We start from the raw sequence: 15,336 nt of genomic DNA, 5'->3' as shown, positions 1-15,336 counted from the left end.
CGTCAGTGCGCCGTGGGGTCAGGCGGTGCCTCGGCGAAGAGATGCGCGCGGGCCGGATCAAAGTTCAGGTCCACGCCCTGCCCCGGTGTGAAGATCCGGTCCTCGGCGAAGGCGGCGATCAGCTTCGCGCCGTCGCGCAGTGTCATCTCGACAACCGTCTCGCTGCCCAGCCGCTCGGTCAGGTCGACCTTGCCATGCAACATGCCCGTCTGGCCTGCGTCCACCGGGCCCAGATATTGCGGCCGCACGCCCAGCGTGGCGGTGCCGCCCGCCCGGATGTCGCGCCCGCGCGTTGGCACCGCGATAGGCTCCAGCGCGCCGGCGCGCACCGTTGCGCTGTCGCCCGATACCTCGCCCACGTCAACGGTCAGGAAATTCATCGACGGCGCGCCGAGAAAGCCGGCGACGAAAATATTGACCGGCTCGTGATACAGTTCCATCGGCGTGCCGATCTGCATCACTTGCCCGTCCTTGAGCACGACGATCTTGTCGGCCAGCGTCATCGCCTCGACCTGGTCATGGGTGACGTAGATCATCGTGGCGCTGAGTTGCTGGTGCAGCTTGCCAATCTCCATGCGCATGTTCATGCGCAGCGCGGCGTCGAGGTTCGAGAGCGGCTCGTCGAACAGGAAGACCTTGGGATCGCGCACGATGGCGCGGCCAATGGCGACGCGCTGGCGCTGCCCGCCTGACAACTGGCTGGGCCGGCGGTCCAGCAAGTGCTCCATCTGCAAAATACGCGCGGCCTCGGCGACCTTGGCCTCCTTCTCGGCCTTGGGCGTCTTGGCGATCGTCAGGCCAAAGGCCACGTTCTCGCGCACAGTCATGTGCGGGAAGATGGCGTAGGTCTGAAACACCATAGCCACGCCCCGATCCTTGGGCTGCACCTCGTTGACGACCGTGCCGTCGATCTCCAGCGAGCCAGACGAGATATCCTCCAGCCCCGCGATCATCCGCAGCAGGGTGGATTTGCCACAGCCGGATGGGCCGACGAAGACAGTGAACTCGCCATCCTCGATGGCCAGATCCACGCCCTTGATCACGTCGACGGAGCCAAAGCTTTTCCGTAGGTTTTTCAGAACGATACGCGCCATAGGTCTACTCCGCCGCCCGGGCCTGCGCGGCCACGCGCAGCAGGCCGTCTGCCCCCACCTCGACCGGTTCGGGATCCATCACATGGCCGATGAACGTGTCATGGCCGCTATCTGCAAACCCCATGATCACCAGCCCCTCGTCGGTATCGAGAATCCGCGCGGCATAACGCCGGCAGGGATCTGCCCCGTCCATGAAACCCGGCGCGATGCGCCACGGGCCGCGCGGACCGTCACCGATCAGGTAATGCGTACCGGTCACGGGGCGCAGCCCGGTTTCGGCAATACGCGCCTGCGACCAATGCTGGGCCGCGGTGCAGAACAGGCAATACCATTGCCCGTCGACCGAAAACACCTGCGGCACCTCAAGCTGCCCGTAACCGCCGACGAAAACGGGCGGTTGCAGGGTCCATGTGTAAAGGTCGGGCGAGGTGGCGAAACCGATGGCCCCCGCGGCGTTGGCCTCGGCGATGCCGGGCGCGCGCGCGGTGAAAAACATCAGCCAGCCATTGCCCTCTGGGTCCTTCATCACCCAAGGATCGCGCATCGCGCGGTCGTGCCAGTGGCCGACGGCGTGATCCTTCTCGTAGAAGGCCGCATTCGGCCCGTCGAGGTCGAGGCAGAGGCCCGGATTGCCCGGCACCGTCTCGACCCGGCTCCAGTGGTGCATGTCGGTCGAGGTCGCATGGCCGATCCGCTGGTAAAGGCCCTGCTCGGCCGATCCGCCGCCGGTATAGAAAAGATGCCACAGCCCGTCGGGCCCCTGCACGACCGAGCCGGTCCATGTCGTGGTGTCGTCAAAGGTGTTTTCGCCCTTGGCGGGCTGCAGACAGGTGCCCAGATGCGTCCAGTTGACCAGGTCGTCGCTGATCGCGTGGCCTTGGCGCACGTTGAAATGGCGCAGGTCCGGGTCGCCCAGCGACTTGTCGGCCTTGAGGAAGTAGGCGTGCCAGCGTTGCCCGTCATGGGCATACCAGCTGTCCCAGATCCATTGGTGATTGAGCGCGAGAACCATTGTCGAATCCGTCGGTTAACCCTTCACGCCCGTCGAAGCGATCGAGGCGATGAAGGCGCGTTGCAAGAAGAGGTAGAAGGTCAGCACCGGAATGGTGATCAGGCTGAGATAGGCCATGATCTCGCCCCATGCGGGGTTGAGCTGGAAGAAATACTGCAGCCCGACCATCACCGGGCGATAGCCTTCTTCCTGCACCACCATCAGCGGCCAGAGATACTGGTTGTACATGGCAAGGAATTTCAGGATCGCGGCGGTGGCCAGAACCGGGCCGGACAGCGGCATCACGACACGGCGGTAGATCTGGCCCCAACTGGCCCCCTCGACCCGCGCCGCCTCGATCAGCTCTCCGGGCAGATCCTTGAAATACTGCACGAAAAGGAAAATCGTCAGGCCATCGGCGATGAACGGCACGATCTGCACGCGATAGCTGTTCAGCCAGCCCCATGTCAGCCCGTGCAGGCCGATCCACGGCAGCTTGGACGACAGCAGCAACAGCGGGATCGCGATGGTCTCGAACGGCACGATCAGCGTGGCAAGGATGATCGCCAGCACAAGGTCGCGTCCGCGCCAGCGCAGGAACACGAACGAGAAGGCCGTCAACGAACAGACCAGCAGCGACAACAGCACCGTCACCCCGGTCACCAGCACCGAGTTGAAGACGAACATGGCCACCGGCGCGCGCTTGAAGGCGTCGAAGTAGTTGTTCACGCTGATATCGCCGACCGGCAGAAAGGCCCGCAGGCTGCTCGTGTCGGTCAGCAACTGGTGGTCCGGTTTCAGCGACGACATGACCATGAAGATCAGCGGGAAGACGAAGATGATCGCGATCAGCGTCAGCACCGTGTAGCGCACGGTCAGGCGCAGGCCGCGGTTGTCGGGGTCGATGCGAGCCATCACGTTTTCTCCCGCGTCAGGTAGCGTTGGACCAGCGAGATCGTCAGCACGATCAGGAACAGGATCACCGAGATCGCAGAACCGCCCGAGATGTCCTGCTTGCCATAGCCGCGCTGCACCGCCTGGAAGACGATGGTCTGCGTGCTGTCAAGCGGACCGCCCTTGGTCATCACGTCGATCTGCGCGAACAGGGCGAAGGCCTGCATGGTGATGACGATCAGGACCAGCACGGCGGTATTGCGCAGCCCCGGCCATGTCACGTACCGAAAGGTCTGCCACTTGGTCGATCCTTCGATGGCCGCCGCCTCGTAAAGGGTGGGGCTGATCGTCTGCAGGCCCGAAAGCCAGATCACCATGTGAAAGCCAACGGCCTGCCAGATTGACATCGCGATGATCGCGCCCAGCGCGGTATGCGGATTGCCCAGCCAGTTCACCGGCTTGAACGCGCCGAAACTGAGCGCGCCGAGCATGTTGTTCAAAAGGCCCGAATTCCCGTCATAGATGAAGCGCCACAACAGCGACACGACGACGATCGAGACCACCACGGGCATGAAATAGATCGCCCGGTAAATGTTGATCCCGCGTAATTTCTGATTGATCAGCAGGGCCAGCCCCAGTGCAAGCCCCCCCTGCACGGGCGCCACGACCAGCACGAAGATGAAGGTGTTGATGATCGCGCGCAGGAACACAACGTCGCTGGCAAGGATGTAGGTGCGGTTCTGGCCCGATTGCCAGCTGGTCAGCTCGCGCATGCCCTTCAGACCGGGATAGTCGGGGTTGTTGCGCGTGTAGGTGCGCACCCGCGGATAGGTCGGCTGGCCGTCCGCGTCGCGGATGATCGCCCCCGAGGCGTCCTTTTCAGGCTCCAGCGTCAGCATGCCCACGCCCAGAAGCTGCTGGTAATTCGACCAGCCCACGAACTCGGTCGGGTTGGGCGAGACCAGCCGCTGGTTGGTGAACGACAGCACGATGGCAAAGACGAACGGCACGATGATGAACAGCACCATCAGCGCAAATCCCGGCAGGGCAAAGGCCCAGCCCGCAGCGTTCGACTGTGTCAGTTTCGACCCGGATGGCATGGGCATCACCTGTCCTGAGATGCGGGGATCGGCGGGGGAACCCGGGCCACGGCAAAGGCGCCGCGGCCCGGGCGGGAGGAACGGTTACTGTTTCTGGTAACCGTTGTTCTTCTCGATGTCGGCGTTGATCTCGTCGACCGCGGCATCAAGCGTATCAGTCACGTCGGCACCGTTGGCGATGTCGGTGACAGCTTTCTCGAAGACCTTCGATTCAACGACGTAGCCGGGGGTGACCGGACGCACCATTGCCTCTTGGGCCGAGTAGTCGAAGAACACGGCCAGCGAACCGCCGGGGGCGTAGTTCTTGGTCATCGCCGCGGCAGTGGTCGTGGCGGGGATCAGGCCAATGCCATCCGAAAACGCGGCCAGGTACTTGTCTTGCAACGCAAACTGGATGAAGGCCGCGGCGCCGTCAGGATGGGCCGAAGTGGCCGAGACGCCGAACTGCCACGACGCTGCACCAATCTTGGGTCCATGGCCGAAATCAGGCGCGGGCAGGAAGACGAGGTCCTTGACCTTTTCCATCGCCGGCACCGCTGCCCAGTTGCCGTTCCAGCTGAACGCGTACTTGCCGTTGATAAAGCCCGAATCCCGGTCCGCCGGGTCCTGGTTGGCAGAGGCGTAGCCGTCCTTGAACAGGCTTTGCCACCATTCGCCAAAGGCGATCGCATCGGGGCCGTTCAGCGCGCCTTCGGCCGTCATGTAGGTCGACCGGTCGACGATATCGCCGCCGAAGGACTGCAGGAAGGGCGAGAAGGCGTAGGGGTACCATTCGCCGGTCCATGCCATGCCGGGATCGAAGGCATAGTCGAACTTGCCTGAATCCTTGGCCGCCTTCAGCGCGGCCATGAACTCGTCCTTGCTCCACGGATGGTCAAGCGTGGGCGTGCGAAGGCCCAGCATGTCGAGCGTCGATTGCCGCGTGTAAAGCGCGATGGCCGCGTCCCACAGGCCGATCGAGTAAAGCTTGCCATCATAGATGCCCTTGGTGCCGGGCAGGAAATTGGCGATCTTGCTCTGGTCGATGTTGAGCGGCTGGATATAGCCTGCCCAAGCCCAGTTGGGCATGTTCGGCCCGTCCATGTCGAGAATGTCGGGCAGGTTTCCCGCAAGCGCCGCGGCGGTCACGGAATCATTGTAGGCCGCCTGCGGGAAGGATTGCAGCGAGACCTTCCAATCGCTCTGGCTGGCGTTGAAATCGTCGATGATCTGGTGGACGATCTTGCTTTCCACCTCGTTGCCGGCACCGTGGTACCACATCGTCAAATCGGTCTGGGCCGCGGCAGCGCCGCCCCAGGCCAGTGCGGCCATCAGGGCGCCGCTTGTCAGCAGTGCATGTTTCATCAGGTGGTCCTCCCTTTGGTTTCCAGTTTGCGCACGTTGCTGGTGGCGGTCACAGAGGACCGCCAGGATACAGGGCCCGCCACGAGGGTCGGGTTTGTCTGCATCGGGCCTTCGCCGTTGATCAGCGAAAGAAGCGTTTCGGCCGCGCGCATGCCGATCGCCACGTAGGGCAACTCGACCGTCGTCAGCGGCGGATAAAGGGTTTCGGCGATGACGCGGTAGTTGTCGTAACCGGCCACGCCGATCTCTTCGGGCACGCGCAGGCCGCGGGTGCGCAGGATGCCGTAGGCGCGCATCGCCATCTCGTCGTTGCCGCAGCACAGGACGGTCGGCGGCTCGGGCATCGACAAAAGCCGGTCGATCGCATCCCACAGAAGGCGGCTGTCATGCCCCTGCCCTTCCAGATAGCCGGTCACGACCAGTGCCGGGTCGGGTGCAATGCCCGCCGCCTCCAGCGCATCGCGATAGCCCGCAAGGCGCAGGCCCGTCGCCACCATGTTGCGCTGCAAGGTCAGGTAGCCGATCCGGCTGTGGCCGGCGGCAATCAGGCGCGTGACCAGTTCGCGCTGGCCCCGCCGGTCGTCGGGCACCACGGCGGGCGTGCCTGCGGCATCAAAGCAATTGGCCAGCACCAGCGGCGTATCGCGCCCGACAGGCGGCAGCGACACCTCCTGGTGATAGTCGGCGACGTAGATCAGCCCTTCGACCCGATGTTCGAGGAAGGTGTGCATCAGGTGCGCGACCTTGTCGCTGTGACCGCCGGTATCGGCAATCATCAGTGTCTTGCCCTCGGCCGCGATCGCCCGCTGGATACCCTGAACGATGAAAAGGTCTGGCAACCCTGCCGGTTCGCTCGGCTCGGGCGAATGCGAGATTGCGCCGGTGATCAGCCCGATCAGCCCCGATTTCGAGGCCCGCATCATCCGCGCCGCGGAAGAGCGCACAAAGCCCAACTCCGCCATCGCGGCCTCGACCGCTTCGCGCGTCTTCTTGCCAACGGGTGCATCGCCGTTCAGCACCCGGCTGACCGTCTTGGGCGATACGCCTGCGACACGCGCAACATCGTATATGGTAGACATTGCCCCTCCCCGGCCAATCCCGCCCCTGTCATGTCCGGCTATGACACCGATGTCATGACACCGATGTCAGTACGCGTGGGCAAGGCTGCCTGTCAATCCGATTCGCTTTACCGCCGATCAGGAAATCGGTTTGACTTCGGCCCCGCTCCGCCGCGATGATCGTTCTTGGACCCCCTTGAAGGCGGGTCAGAAGGGCCGGACATGGCAAGGACGAAGGCGAAAATCCCTTTCAACATCATGATCGTCGCACAAGCCGGGCGTCTGCAGATCGAGGCGCTGTTTCTGGCAGCCTCGCTGCGACGCAATGCGCCCGGCTTTGCCGGACGGCTGGTGGTGGCCGAACCGCAGCCCGGCCCGCTCTGGCCCGCCGATCCGCGCATCGACCCCTCGTTCCGCACAGCACTCGAAGGCTTCGGCGCCGAAATTGTTCCCTTCACGTCCGCGCATTTCGGCGCAAGCTATCCCTACGGCAACAAGATCGAAGGGCTGAGCTGCCTGCCCGCGGGAGAGCCATTTCTTTTTCTCGACACCGATACGCTGATCCTTGGCGAGATTGGCGAGGTGCCTTTCGACTTCGCCCGCCCCACCGCCTCGATGCGGCGCGAGGGGACATGGCCGAAGGAAGAGCTGTATTGGCCGGGCTACACGGCGATCTGGAAATCGCTCTACGACCGCTTCGGGCTGGATTTCGCCTCGTCGCTCGATCTCTCCCAACCCGATGAATACTGGCAGCGCTATCTTTATTTCAACGCAGGCTGGTTCTGCGGCGCGGACCCGGCCGAGTTTGGCGCCCGCTTCACCCGCTATGCCGTTTCGGTTCGCGACGATCCTCCGCCCGAACTGGTGATCCAGCCGCTCGACCCCTGGCTCGACCAGGTGGTGCTGCCGCTGGTCATCCACGGGCTGGGCGGCGGACGGCCGGGGCCGGAACTGGACGGCATGGACGGTGGCATCACCTGCCATTACCGCGCGCTGCCACTTCTCTATGCCCGCGAGAGCGACAGGGCGGTGGAAGAGCTCGACACCATCGCCAACATCCAACCGCTGAAACGCCTTCTGCGCGAATCCGAGGCCGTCAAGAAGATGGTCTATCAGGGCCGGGGCGCCAAGGCGCGCGCACTTTTCGACAGGGCCAACCTGCCGCCACGCGAACAGCAGATCCGGTCACGGCTGAAGGCCGACGGGCTCTGGTTTCGCTGAAGCACCCGACTGGCCAGCGCCGCAAGGGGGCTGTCTGCCCCCTCGCCCGTTCCGGGCTCACCCCCGAGGATATTTGACAGGCAAAGGCGGCCGTTAAGGAAATCTTCATCATGTCTGGGCCTTCTGGCGGCGCGGTACAGGCGGGGACGCCGATGACCGCAGGCGAAGGCGCCACCGCGCGCCGTCCCCGGCCGGGCGCCGGACCCTCGGGGTTCCGGCCGGGGGTGCGCCCTGCCCGCCTTTGCCTTGCAAATATCCCGGGGGAGACCGCGCCCGCAGGGCGGGGTCGGGGGCAGCGCCCCCTGGGCAGTCGCGCGGTCGCGCGGCCCACACTAATCCGCGAGGCGGCGGGGCTTTGCCTTGAAATCCGGGCCGGGGCGCGGAAATCATCCGCGACAAGGTTTCAGCCGGAGGTTCCTCGATGCACCGTTTCGCGATCGCGCTTGTCCCCCTACTGCTCGCGACTGCCGCGCTGGCCGAGCCACAGGTACCGCTCAGCCGCGCCGAGGTGCAGATGTCGCTGTCGCCGGTGGTGCGCGCGGCGACCCCGGCGGTCGTCAACATCTACGCAACCCGCGTCGTGGCGCAGCGGCAAAGCCCGTTTGCGAACGACCCGATCTTTTCGCAGTTCTTCGGCGGTGGGCTGGCCGCGCCACGGGTGCAGAACTCGCTTGGCTCGGGCGTGATCCTGCGCAGCGATGGCATCGTGGTATCAAACTACCACGTCGTGGGCGATGCGACCGACATCCGGGTGGTGCTGGCCGACCGGCGTGAATTCGCGGGCAAGGTTCTTTTGGCCGACAAGGCAGCGGACCTCGCCGTGATCAAGCTCGATGGCGCAAAGGGCCTGCCGGCGCTGACGCTGGCCGACAGCGATCTGGCGCAGGTTGGCGATTTCGTCATCGCCATCGGCAACCCCTTCGGTATCGGTCAGACGGTCACCAGCGGCATCGTCTCTGGTCTGGCGCGTTCGGGCGCCTCAGACAGTTCGCAAGGCTACTACGTCCAGACCGACGCGGCGATCAATCCCGGCAATTCGGGCGGCGCGCTGGTGGATCTCAACGGACATTTGCTAGGCATCAACACGTCGATCCTCAGCCAGTCGGGCGGCTCGAACGGGATCGGCTTTGCCATTCCGGCGGACCTCGTGGCGCGCTACGTTGCCGCGGCCGAAGCGGGGCAGAAATCGGTCGTGCACCCGTGGTCGGGGCTCGATGCCCAGACGGTCGATGCCACGATGGCCGATGCGCTGGGCCTGTCACCGCCGCATGGCGTGGTCATCAACCGCCTGCACCCGCAAAGCCCGTTCAGCAAGGCGGGCCTTGCCACCGGCGATGTCATCGTCTCGGTTGCAGGTCAGCCGGTCAACGCCCCCAGCGAACTGGCCTATCGGCTCGCCGTCACGGGCGCGGGCAACAGCGCGGATGTCAGCTACTGGCGGGCCGGCGCGTTACACGATGCGCAGGTGCAACTGGGCGCGGCCCCGGGCAGCGATGCAAGCCCGGTTGCGATCAATGGCGGCACTGTGCTGGACGGGCTGAGCGTTCAGCAAGTCTCGCCGGCTGTCATCGACGCTCTGGGTCTGCCGCTCGATGCGACGGGGCTGGCGGTGACGGATGTGCAGGGACCGGTCCTGCGCACCGGGCTGCAGCCGGGCGACCTGTTGCTTTCGGTCAACGGCCGCAGCCTGCAAACGCCGGATGACCTCAAGGCCGTGCTGCGCAGCGGTGGCCGGTCATGGCAGATCGAGGTGCAGCGCGGCACCCAGCGCGCGATGATCCGCCTGCGCGGTTACTAGGCCCCGGACCGCGCCGAAGCCCAAGAATATAAGGATTTCGTGATGCCCCCTTCGCAGTTGTGCGGCGGGGGCGCTTCCCCTAACGTCGCCGCGATCATGACCAACGGGAGGATCCCATGACCAAGCCCCTCGGCTTCGACACGCTGCAAGTGCATGCCGGAAGCAGCCCCGACCCCGCCACAGGCGCGCGGCAGGTGCCGATCTACCAGACGACGGCCTACGTCTTTCGCGATGCCGATCACGCGGCAGCGCTCTTCAACCTGCAGGAAGTGGGCTACATCTATTCGCGCCTGACCAACCCGACCGTCTCGGCCCTGGCCGACAGGATCGCGGCGCTGGAAGGCGGCGCGGGGGCGATCTGCTGTTCTTCGGGCCATGCGGCGCAGATAATGGCGCTGTTCCCGCTGATGAGCCCCGGCTGCAACGTGGTGGCCTCGACCCGGCTCTACGGCGGTACGATCCAGCAATTCACCAATACGATCCGCAAGTTCGGCTGGTCGGCCAAATTCGTCGATTTCGACGATCCCGATGCCATTGCCGCCGCGATTGACGACAATACCCGCGCCGTTTTCTGCGAGACGATCGCGAACCCCGGCGGCTATGTCACCGACCTGCCCGCCATTGCCAAGGTGGCCGACGCCGCGGGCCTCCCGCTGATCGTCGACAACACCTCGGCCACGCCCTACCTCTGCCGCCCGATCGAGCACGGTGCGACGCTGGTCGTGCATTCGACCACGAAATACCTGACCGGCAACGGTACGGTCACCGGCGGTGCGGTTGTGGATTCGGGCAAGTTCGACTGGTCCGCCTCGGGCAAATTCCCCTCGCTCTCGGAGCCCGAGCCCGCCTATCACGGACTGACCTTCCATGCCGCATTGGGCGCGATGGCCTTCACCTTCCACTCCATCGCGGTGGGGCTGCGTGACCTCGGGATGACGATGAACCCGCAGGGCGCGCATTACACGCTGATGGGCATCGAAACCCTGTCATTGCGGATGCAACGCCATGTCGAGAACGCGGTGAAGGTCGCCAAGTGGCTGGAGGCTGACAGCCGGGTCGATTTCGTGACCTATCCGGGCCTTGAAAGTTCGCCCTATTTCGACCGCGCGAAAAAGATCTGTCCGAAGGGCGCGGGCGCGCTCTTTACCTTCGCGGTCAAGGGTGGATACGACGCCTGCGTCAAGCTGGTGGATAACGTCAAGCTCTTCAGCCACGTCGCCAACCTTGGCGATACGCGCAGCCTGATCATCCATTCCGCCTCGACCACGCACCGCCAGCTGAACGAAGAACAGCAGGTGGCGGCAGGTGCCGCGCCCAACGTGGTGCGCCTGTCGATCGGGATCGAGGATGCCGAAGACCTGATCGCCGATCTTGACCAGGCGCTGGCCGCCGCGACGGCATAGGATATCGCGGGCCGGGGGCGGCATGTGCCCTCCCCGGCCCCTGACCCGAGCCCTAGTCGCCGATAGCGAAGGTCATCTGCACCGAGGCGCTGACGCTGACCTCGCCCGCCGCGACCGGCACGGGCGCCGCGGCAAAGCGCGCCTCCATCATCACCGGCGTCGGGCTGCCTCCTCCGGCCTCGTCCAGCGTCAACAATGGGCCGAGTGTCACGCCCGCGGCAGCGGCGTAAAGCCGGGCGCGCGCGATGCCATCGGCAACCGCGGCCCGGCGCGCGGCGTCGGTCGCCGGACCGGGATCCTGCAAGTCAAAGCTGATGCCGTTCAGCCGGTTGGCGCCGGTCCGCACCACGGTGTCGAGGATGCTGCCCAGCTTGTCCAGATCACGCACGCGGACCGTCAGGTCCGTGGACGCGGTGAACCCCACCAGCGTGGTGTTGCCGTTCTCGTCGGGCCGCGAGTAGCGCTCGTTCAGCGACAGGCCGCTGGTTTGCAGATCGATGTCGGCGATACCGGCTTCTTTCAATGCGGCCAGAACCTGCGCCATGTCCGCGCTCATTGCGGCAACCGCATCACTGGCAGAGGGGGCATCCTTGCTGACGCCAAGACGAATCGCGGCCATGTCAGGTTTTGCGGCGCTTTGCCCTTCGCCCGTTACGCTGATCGTGCGCGCCGCCTGCGCCTGCACGGGTTCAATCCCCGCAAACCATGCCGTTCCCAACACCAACGCCAGCACGAGGCCCTTTCTCCAGACCGACCTGCCCATCTCGTTCCTCCTTCGCCACACAAGGGGGCCTAATCCACCCCCTTGCAGCGTCGCAGCCGACCGCCTGTCGTGCAAGCCGTCAACTCCCCGCCTCGGTGCCCGCCGCCTTGGCCTTGGCAGGAATCTGCTGTAGGTTCCCGCAAACGGCGGGTGACCATTCCTCCCCCTTGTCGAGAGTTCTAAAGCCGGCCCATGCAACCAAACTTCGCTCTTTCCCTTTCCTCCGACGGGATCAGCCTCCTGCACCGGGTTACCGGCGGCTGGCATGTGATCGACGAGGTCAGCTTTGACATCGCCGATCTTGACGCGCGGCTTGCGCTGATGCGGCGCAACGCTGTGGCCCTCGATCCGCGGGGCCTGCGGACCAAGCTGATCCTGCCCAACGACCAGATCCGCTACATGACGCTGCCCGCGACGAAGGGCGGCGAGGCCGAGGTGCGCGCCGCGCTTGACGGCGCGACCCCCTACAAGGTCGATGACCTTGTCTATGACCTTGCACGCACGCCGGCGGGCGTCTTCGTGGCCGCCGTTGCGCGCGAAACGCTGACCGAAGCGGAAAGCTTTGCGGTGACGCATAAATTCGCGCCGGTCTCTTTCGTGGCGATCGCCCCGCCCGGGGCGTTTGCTGGCGAGGTCTTCTTTGGTGCAACGGCCGCGGCGCCCAACCTTCTCGGCCCGGGCGAGTCGCCTGAGCGCGACCGCGAACCGGTTAGGGTGCTTGGCAAGGCGCGCGTGGCCGAACCGCCCCCGCCACCACCCGCAGGGTCGACACCCGTGGCCATGGCCGCCGCGGCAGTCGAGCGGAAGGTTCAGCAGAAGACGCCCGAGGAGGACCCTCAGAAGGCTGGCCCCGACGCGGCCGAGACGGCAACGGCGGCGCCTTCGCCTGCCGATGCCGAGCCCGAAAAAGCTGAGCCGCAGGATGAAAGCCCTGCCGCAGAACCGGCCAAGGCAGCCAGCCCTGCCACGCCCCCGGCCGAAAAGCCTGCCGACAAGGCCGCAGCGGCCGCGCGCCTTTCCATCCCGTCGCGCGACGTTCCGCCGGCCAGCCGCCCGGCGCCCGTTGTGACGCCCCGCGCAGAAACCGCAGCCGCGACCCCGGCAAAGGCCGAAGTGCCCAAGGCGACACCACCGGCCGAGAAAGCAGCAGCAGCCCCTGCCAAGACCGAAGCCCCTGAAGTGACGCCGCCCAAGGATGAAGCGCCCAAAGCCCCGGCGCCAAAACCTGCCGAGCCCGAGCCGGTCTTCGTCTCGCGCACCCGTCCGCTGCAGGCCCTGCGCAAAACATCCGAGCCCTCTTCGGGCCCGGTAGCCCCAGCGGCGACGCGCCCTTCACCGATCCCGCCGGCGCCCGCCGCCGATCCGCGCGGGGGCGAGCCGAAATTTGCAACCCGCAACGCCCCGCGCGGCCCGATGCCGTGGCAAACACCCTCGGCCGGAACGGCGATCCCGCCGCCTCTGCCCGGCAGCAAAGCCGCCGACACGCCCCCGAAAGCAGCCGTGACGCTGGACAAACCACCGGCAGCCTCCGCCCGGCCCCTTGGCGTGGCAACCGATGTGCCACCGGCTGCAGGCCCGCGTCTTGGCGCGGCATCAACCGGGGCCCCCGCGCCGCGCGCAATGCCGTCACCGATGGCCGCCCCGCGGAATGGCCCGCAGAATGACCAGCGCCTGAACAGCGCGCCGGTTACGGCACCAAACAAACCCGCCCCGTCGGTTGCGCCGCCGCCCGGTATCGCGCCACTGCTTTCCGCAGGAAAGGCCGCGAGCCCCAAGAGCGAGGCTGCCTCACCCTCGACTGCAAAGGTGGCCGCGCCCTCGCTTCCTCCTGACGGGCTGCGCCGCGCGCTGGCGATCTCGGCCGCCAGCCGCAAGGTGCAAAAGGAAACCGCCGCCGAGCAGGCCGAAACCGCCGCTCAGATGACCGTCTTCGGCGCGCGCAAGAGCGCGCATCGCCAGCGGATCGGCGGCAAGCCGCGCTATCTCGGGCTGATCCTGACGGTGCTGCTGCTGCTCTTTCTCGCCATCGCAGCGGCATGGGCCTCGGTCACGTCGCCACAGGTGGTGATGCGCTGGCTGGGCCTTTCGCGCGACACCGCCGTGGCCTCGGCCGACAGCACCGCGTCTGACCCCGTTGTGCCCGGCATCAAGCCCGTGGCAAGGCCCACCGCCACGCAGGCAGATGCAACCGCGCCCGATGCCGCGGTTTCCGGCACTGTGCCGCCTGCCCCGGCGCTGACTGACAGCCAGACGATGGCAAGCGCGACCGGCAACGTCATCACCGACACCCCGACGCCCGAGGAAGAGGCGAGCGCCGATCTGGCCGATCTCGGGACCGGCGCGGCGGATGCGGGCGCAACGGCCACAGCTGATGCAAGCGCGGCCGACACCGCCAGTTCTGACACCGGCGCCGCCAGCCCCGGCGCCGCGCCGGATACGGTGGCCAGTGCCGCACCGACCGGCCAGCCGCTGACGCCTGATCAGGCCAGCCAGGCCTATGCCGCAACCGGTGTCTGGCAACGCACACCTTCCCTGCCAACCTCGCTGCAGGCCGATCCCGGCACCGGTGTTGGCGCCGATGCGGGTGCCGCGCCGATGGTTCGCGCTGGCCCCGTGCCCCTGCCCAACCTTGGCAATCTGGCCTCTGACGTGCCGGCAAACGTGCCACCCCTGCCGCCACCACAGCCCGCCGCCCCCGCCACCGCGGCAGTTGCAGCGGCTGACGCAGCCCGCCTTGTTCCTGCCACGCCAGACGGCGCCGTCACCCCAAGCGGCGCCCTTGTCATAGCGGGCAAACCAACGGTCATTCCGCCGCTGCCGCCACGCGCCGATGCCGTGGCGACCGGCCCCGTGCCTCCCGCACCGGACCTGACAGCCCCGCCCGCAACGGCCTCTCCGAGTGCCGCCGCGACAGACAGTGCCCCAGCGGCGTCAACCGAACCCTTACCCGCCGAGGCGGCTCCGCCCGTCACCGTGGTGACCGCGGGCGGCGTGGATATCCAACCGCTGGCACGCCCCGACACCGCTACGACGGCTACCTCGGCGGCCCCGGACACGGCCCCCCTTCCGGCCGTCTTCGGCAATGCCACGCGGGCCGATGTGCAGGCACTTCCGCCCAAGCCGCGACCTGATAACCTTGTCCCGGCCAGCGCGCCCGGCAATGACGGGGCCAGTATTGCTGCTCCAGCGCCCGACGCCTTCGCCTCGGCCACCGCGCTGGCCGTTGCCGTTTCGGCCCCGCCGGACGCGCGGCCCGCCAATTTCGACAGCATCGTCGCCGCGGCGCGTCCCGCGCAGGACCAGGCAGCGGTGGATGCGGCGGTGCAGCAGGCCGCCGCGGCCTCCTCGGCACCTGCGATACCCCCCAATGCCCCACGAATGGAAGTGACGGGCATGCCCACCGGCCCGGTGCCCGGCGGCGTCGCCCGCGCTGCAACCGACAGCAATGCGATCAGGCTGCGCCAGATCAGCCTGCTGGGCGTGACTGGCACATCCAGCAATCGCGCCGCGCTCATCCGCCTGCCATCCGGCAGCGTGATGCAGGTCAAGGTCGGCGATGCGCTGGACGGCGGGCAAGTCGTGGCGATCGGCGAGAACCTTGTGAACTACGTCAAGGGCGGGCGCACCATCAGCCTGCAGATGCCGCCGGTTCAGTAGGCAGCCGCGCGCG

Annotated in this window: 11 protein-coding genes; 4 read left to right on the top strand and 7 right to left on the bottom strand. The window is 66.4% G+C overall.

The window, feature by feature from the left end; translation table 11 throughout:
- Positions 1 to 2: 2 nt before the first annotated feature.
- The 6 genes from ugpC to GC146_RS05030 form a co-directional block, all read right to left on the bottom strand.
- Positions 3 to 1,094 carry a sn-glycerol-3-phosphate ABC transporter ATP-binding protein UgpC gene (gene ugpC, locus GC146_RS05055; protein WP_291835214.1) on the bottom strand — a complete coding sequence of 364 codons (1,092 nt, stop codon included), beginning with the start codon at positions 1,092 to 1,094 and terminating at the stop codon, positions 3 to 5.
- Between the two features lie 4 nt (positions 1,095 to 1,098).
- Entirely contained in the window at positions 1,099 to 2,106 is a 1,008-nt protein-coding gene (locus tag GC146_RS05050; RefSeq protein ID WP_291835211.1) for a levansucrase, read from the bottom strand.
- 15 nt (positions 2,107 to 2,121) lie between these two features.
- Positions 2,122 to 3,000, bottom strand: a complete 879-nt coding sequence (locus tag GC146_RS05045) for a carbohydrate ABC transporter permease (RefSeq protein ID WP_291835208.1) — start codon at positions 2,998 to 3,000, stop codon at positions 2,122 to 2,124.
- Complete coding sequence (locus tag GC146_RS05040; RefSeq protein ID WP_291835206.1) at positions 3,000 to 4,085, bottom strand: sugar ABC transporter permease; 1,086 nt, start codon at positions 4,083 to 4,085, stop codon at positions 3,000 to 3,002. Before GC146_RS05040 ends, GC146_RS05045 begins: the two co-directional genes overlap by 1 nt.
- A 78-nt stretch (positions 4,086 to 4,163) precedes the next feature.
- Complete coding sequence (locus tag GC146_RS05035) at positions 4,164 to 5,423, bottom strand: sugar ABC transporter substrate-binding protein (RefSeq protein WP_291835203.1); 1,260 nt, start codon at positions 5,421 to 5,423, stop codon at positions 4,164 to 4,166.
- A complete protein-coding gene (locus GC146_RS05030) occupies positions 5,423 to 6,502 on the bottom strand; it encodes a LacI family DNA-binding transcriptional regulator (RefSeq protein WP_291835200.1) in 1,080 nt (359 codons plus the stop codon). The genes GC146_RS05035 and GC146_RS05030 overlap by 1 nt, the downstream gene beginning before the upstream one ends.
- 201 nt (positions 6,503 to 6,703) lie before the next feature.
- Between GC146_RS05030 and GC146_RS05025 the strand changes: the two genes are divergently transcribed.
- The 3 genes from GC146_RS05025 (at position 6,704) to GC146_RS05015 (ending at position 10,903) form a co-directional block, all read left to right on the top strand.
- Positions 6,704 to 7,702: a hypothetical protein gene (locus GC146_RS05025; protein ID WP_291835197.1), complete on the top strand. Its 999-nt coding sequence runs from the start codon at positions 6,704 to 6,706 to the stop codon at positions 7,700 to 7,702.
- Between the two features lie 421 nt (positions 7,703 to 8,123).
- Positions 8,124 to 9,500 carry a trypsin-like peptidase domain-containing protein gene (locus GC146_RS05020; protein ID WP_291835195.1) on the top strand — a complete coding sequence of 459 codons (1,377 nt, stop codon included), beginning with the start codon at positions 8,124 to 8,126 and terminating at the stop codon, positions 9,498 to 9,500.
- 116 nt (positions 9,501 to 9,616) lie between these two features.
- Positions 9,617 to 10,903 (top strand): O-acetylhomoserine aminocarboxypropyltransferase/cysteine synthase family protein, encoded by a 1,287-nt coding sequence (locus tag GC146_RS05015; RefSeq protein ID WP_291835193.1) that lies wholly within the window; start codon positions 9,617 to 9,619, stop codon positions 10,901 to 10,903.
- Positions 10,904 to 10,955: 52 nt separating this feature from the next.
- On the opposite strand, the gene GC146_RS05010 is transcribed toward GC146_RS05015, so the two are convergent.
- Entirely contained in the window at positions 10,956 to 11,666 is a 711-nt protein-coding gene (locus GC146_RS05010; protein ID WP_291835190.1) for an SIMPL domain-containing protein, read from the bottom strand.
- A 192-nt stretch (positions 11,667 to 11,858) separates the two neighbouring features.
- Between GC146_RS05010 and GC146_RS05005 the strand changes: the two genes are divergently transcribed.
- A complete protein-coding gene (locus GC146_RS05005) occupies positions 11,859 to 15,323 on the top strand; it encodes a hypothetical protein (RefSeq protein ID WP_291835187.1) in 3,465 nt (1,154 codons plus the stop codon).
- Positions 15,324 to 15,336 lie beyond the last annotated feature (13 nt).

The sequence above is a fragment of the Limimaricola sp. genome (assembly GCF_016125575.1).
Classification (GTDB): domain Bacteria; phylum Pseudomonadota; class Alphaproteobacteria; order Rhodobacterales; family Rhodobacteraceae; genus WGLM01.
This window is presented reverse-complemented; position numbering and strand designations above follow the sequence as displayed.

Excerpts from the sequence above, each read along its gene's own strand:
- ugpC (WP_291835214.1), bottom strand. The coding sequence starts at position 1,094 with ATGGCGCGTATCGTTCTGAAAAACCTACGGAAAAGCTTTGGCTCCGTC.
- GC146_RS05050 (WP_291835211.1), bottom strand. The coding sequence starts at position 2,106 with ATGGTTCTCGCGCTCAATCACCAATGGATCTGGGACAGCTGGTATGCC.
- GC146_RS05045 (WP_291835208.1), bottom strand. The coding sequence starts at position 3,000 with ATGGCTCGCATCGACCCCGACAACCGCGGCCTGCGCCTGACCGTGCGC.
- GC146_RS05040 (WP_291835206.1), bottom strand. The coding sequence starts at position 4,085 with ATGCCCATGCCATCCGGGTCGAAACTGACACAGTCGAACGCTGCGGGC.
- GC146_RS05035 (WP_291835203.1), bottom strand. The coding sequence starts at position 5,423 with ATGAAACATGCACTGCTGACAAGCGGCGCCCTGATGGCCGCACTGGCC.
- GC146_RS05030 (WP_291835200.1), bottom strand. The coding sequence starts at position 6,502 with ATGTCTACCATATACGATGTTGCGCGTGTCGCAGGCGTATCGCCCAAG.
- GC146_RS05025 (WP_291835197.1), top strand. The coding sequence starts at position 6,704 with ATGGCAAGGACGAAGGCGAAAATCCCTTTCAACATCATGATCGTCGCA.
- GC146_RS05020 (WP_291835195.1), top strand. The coding sequence starts at position 8,124 with ATGCACCGTTTCGCGATCGCGCTTGTCCCCCTACTGCTCGCGACTGCC.
- GC146_RS05015 (WP_291835193.1), top strand. The coding sequence starts at position 9,617 with ATGACCAAGCCCCTCGGCTTCGACACGCTGCAAGTGCATGCCGGAAGC.
- GC146_RS05010 (WP_291835190.1), bottom strand. The coding sequence starts at position 11,666 with ATGGGCAGGTCGGTCTGGAGAAAGGGCCTCGTGCTGGCGTTGGTGTTG.
- GC146_RS05005 (WP_291835187.1), top strand. The coding sequence starts at position 11,859 with ATGCAACCAAACTTCGCTCTTTCCCTTTCCTCCGACGGGATCAGCCTC.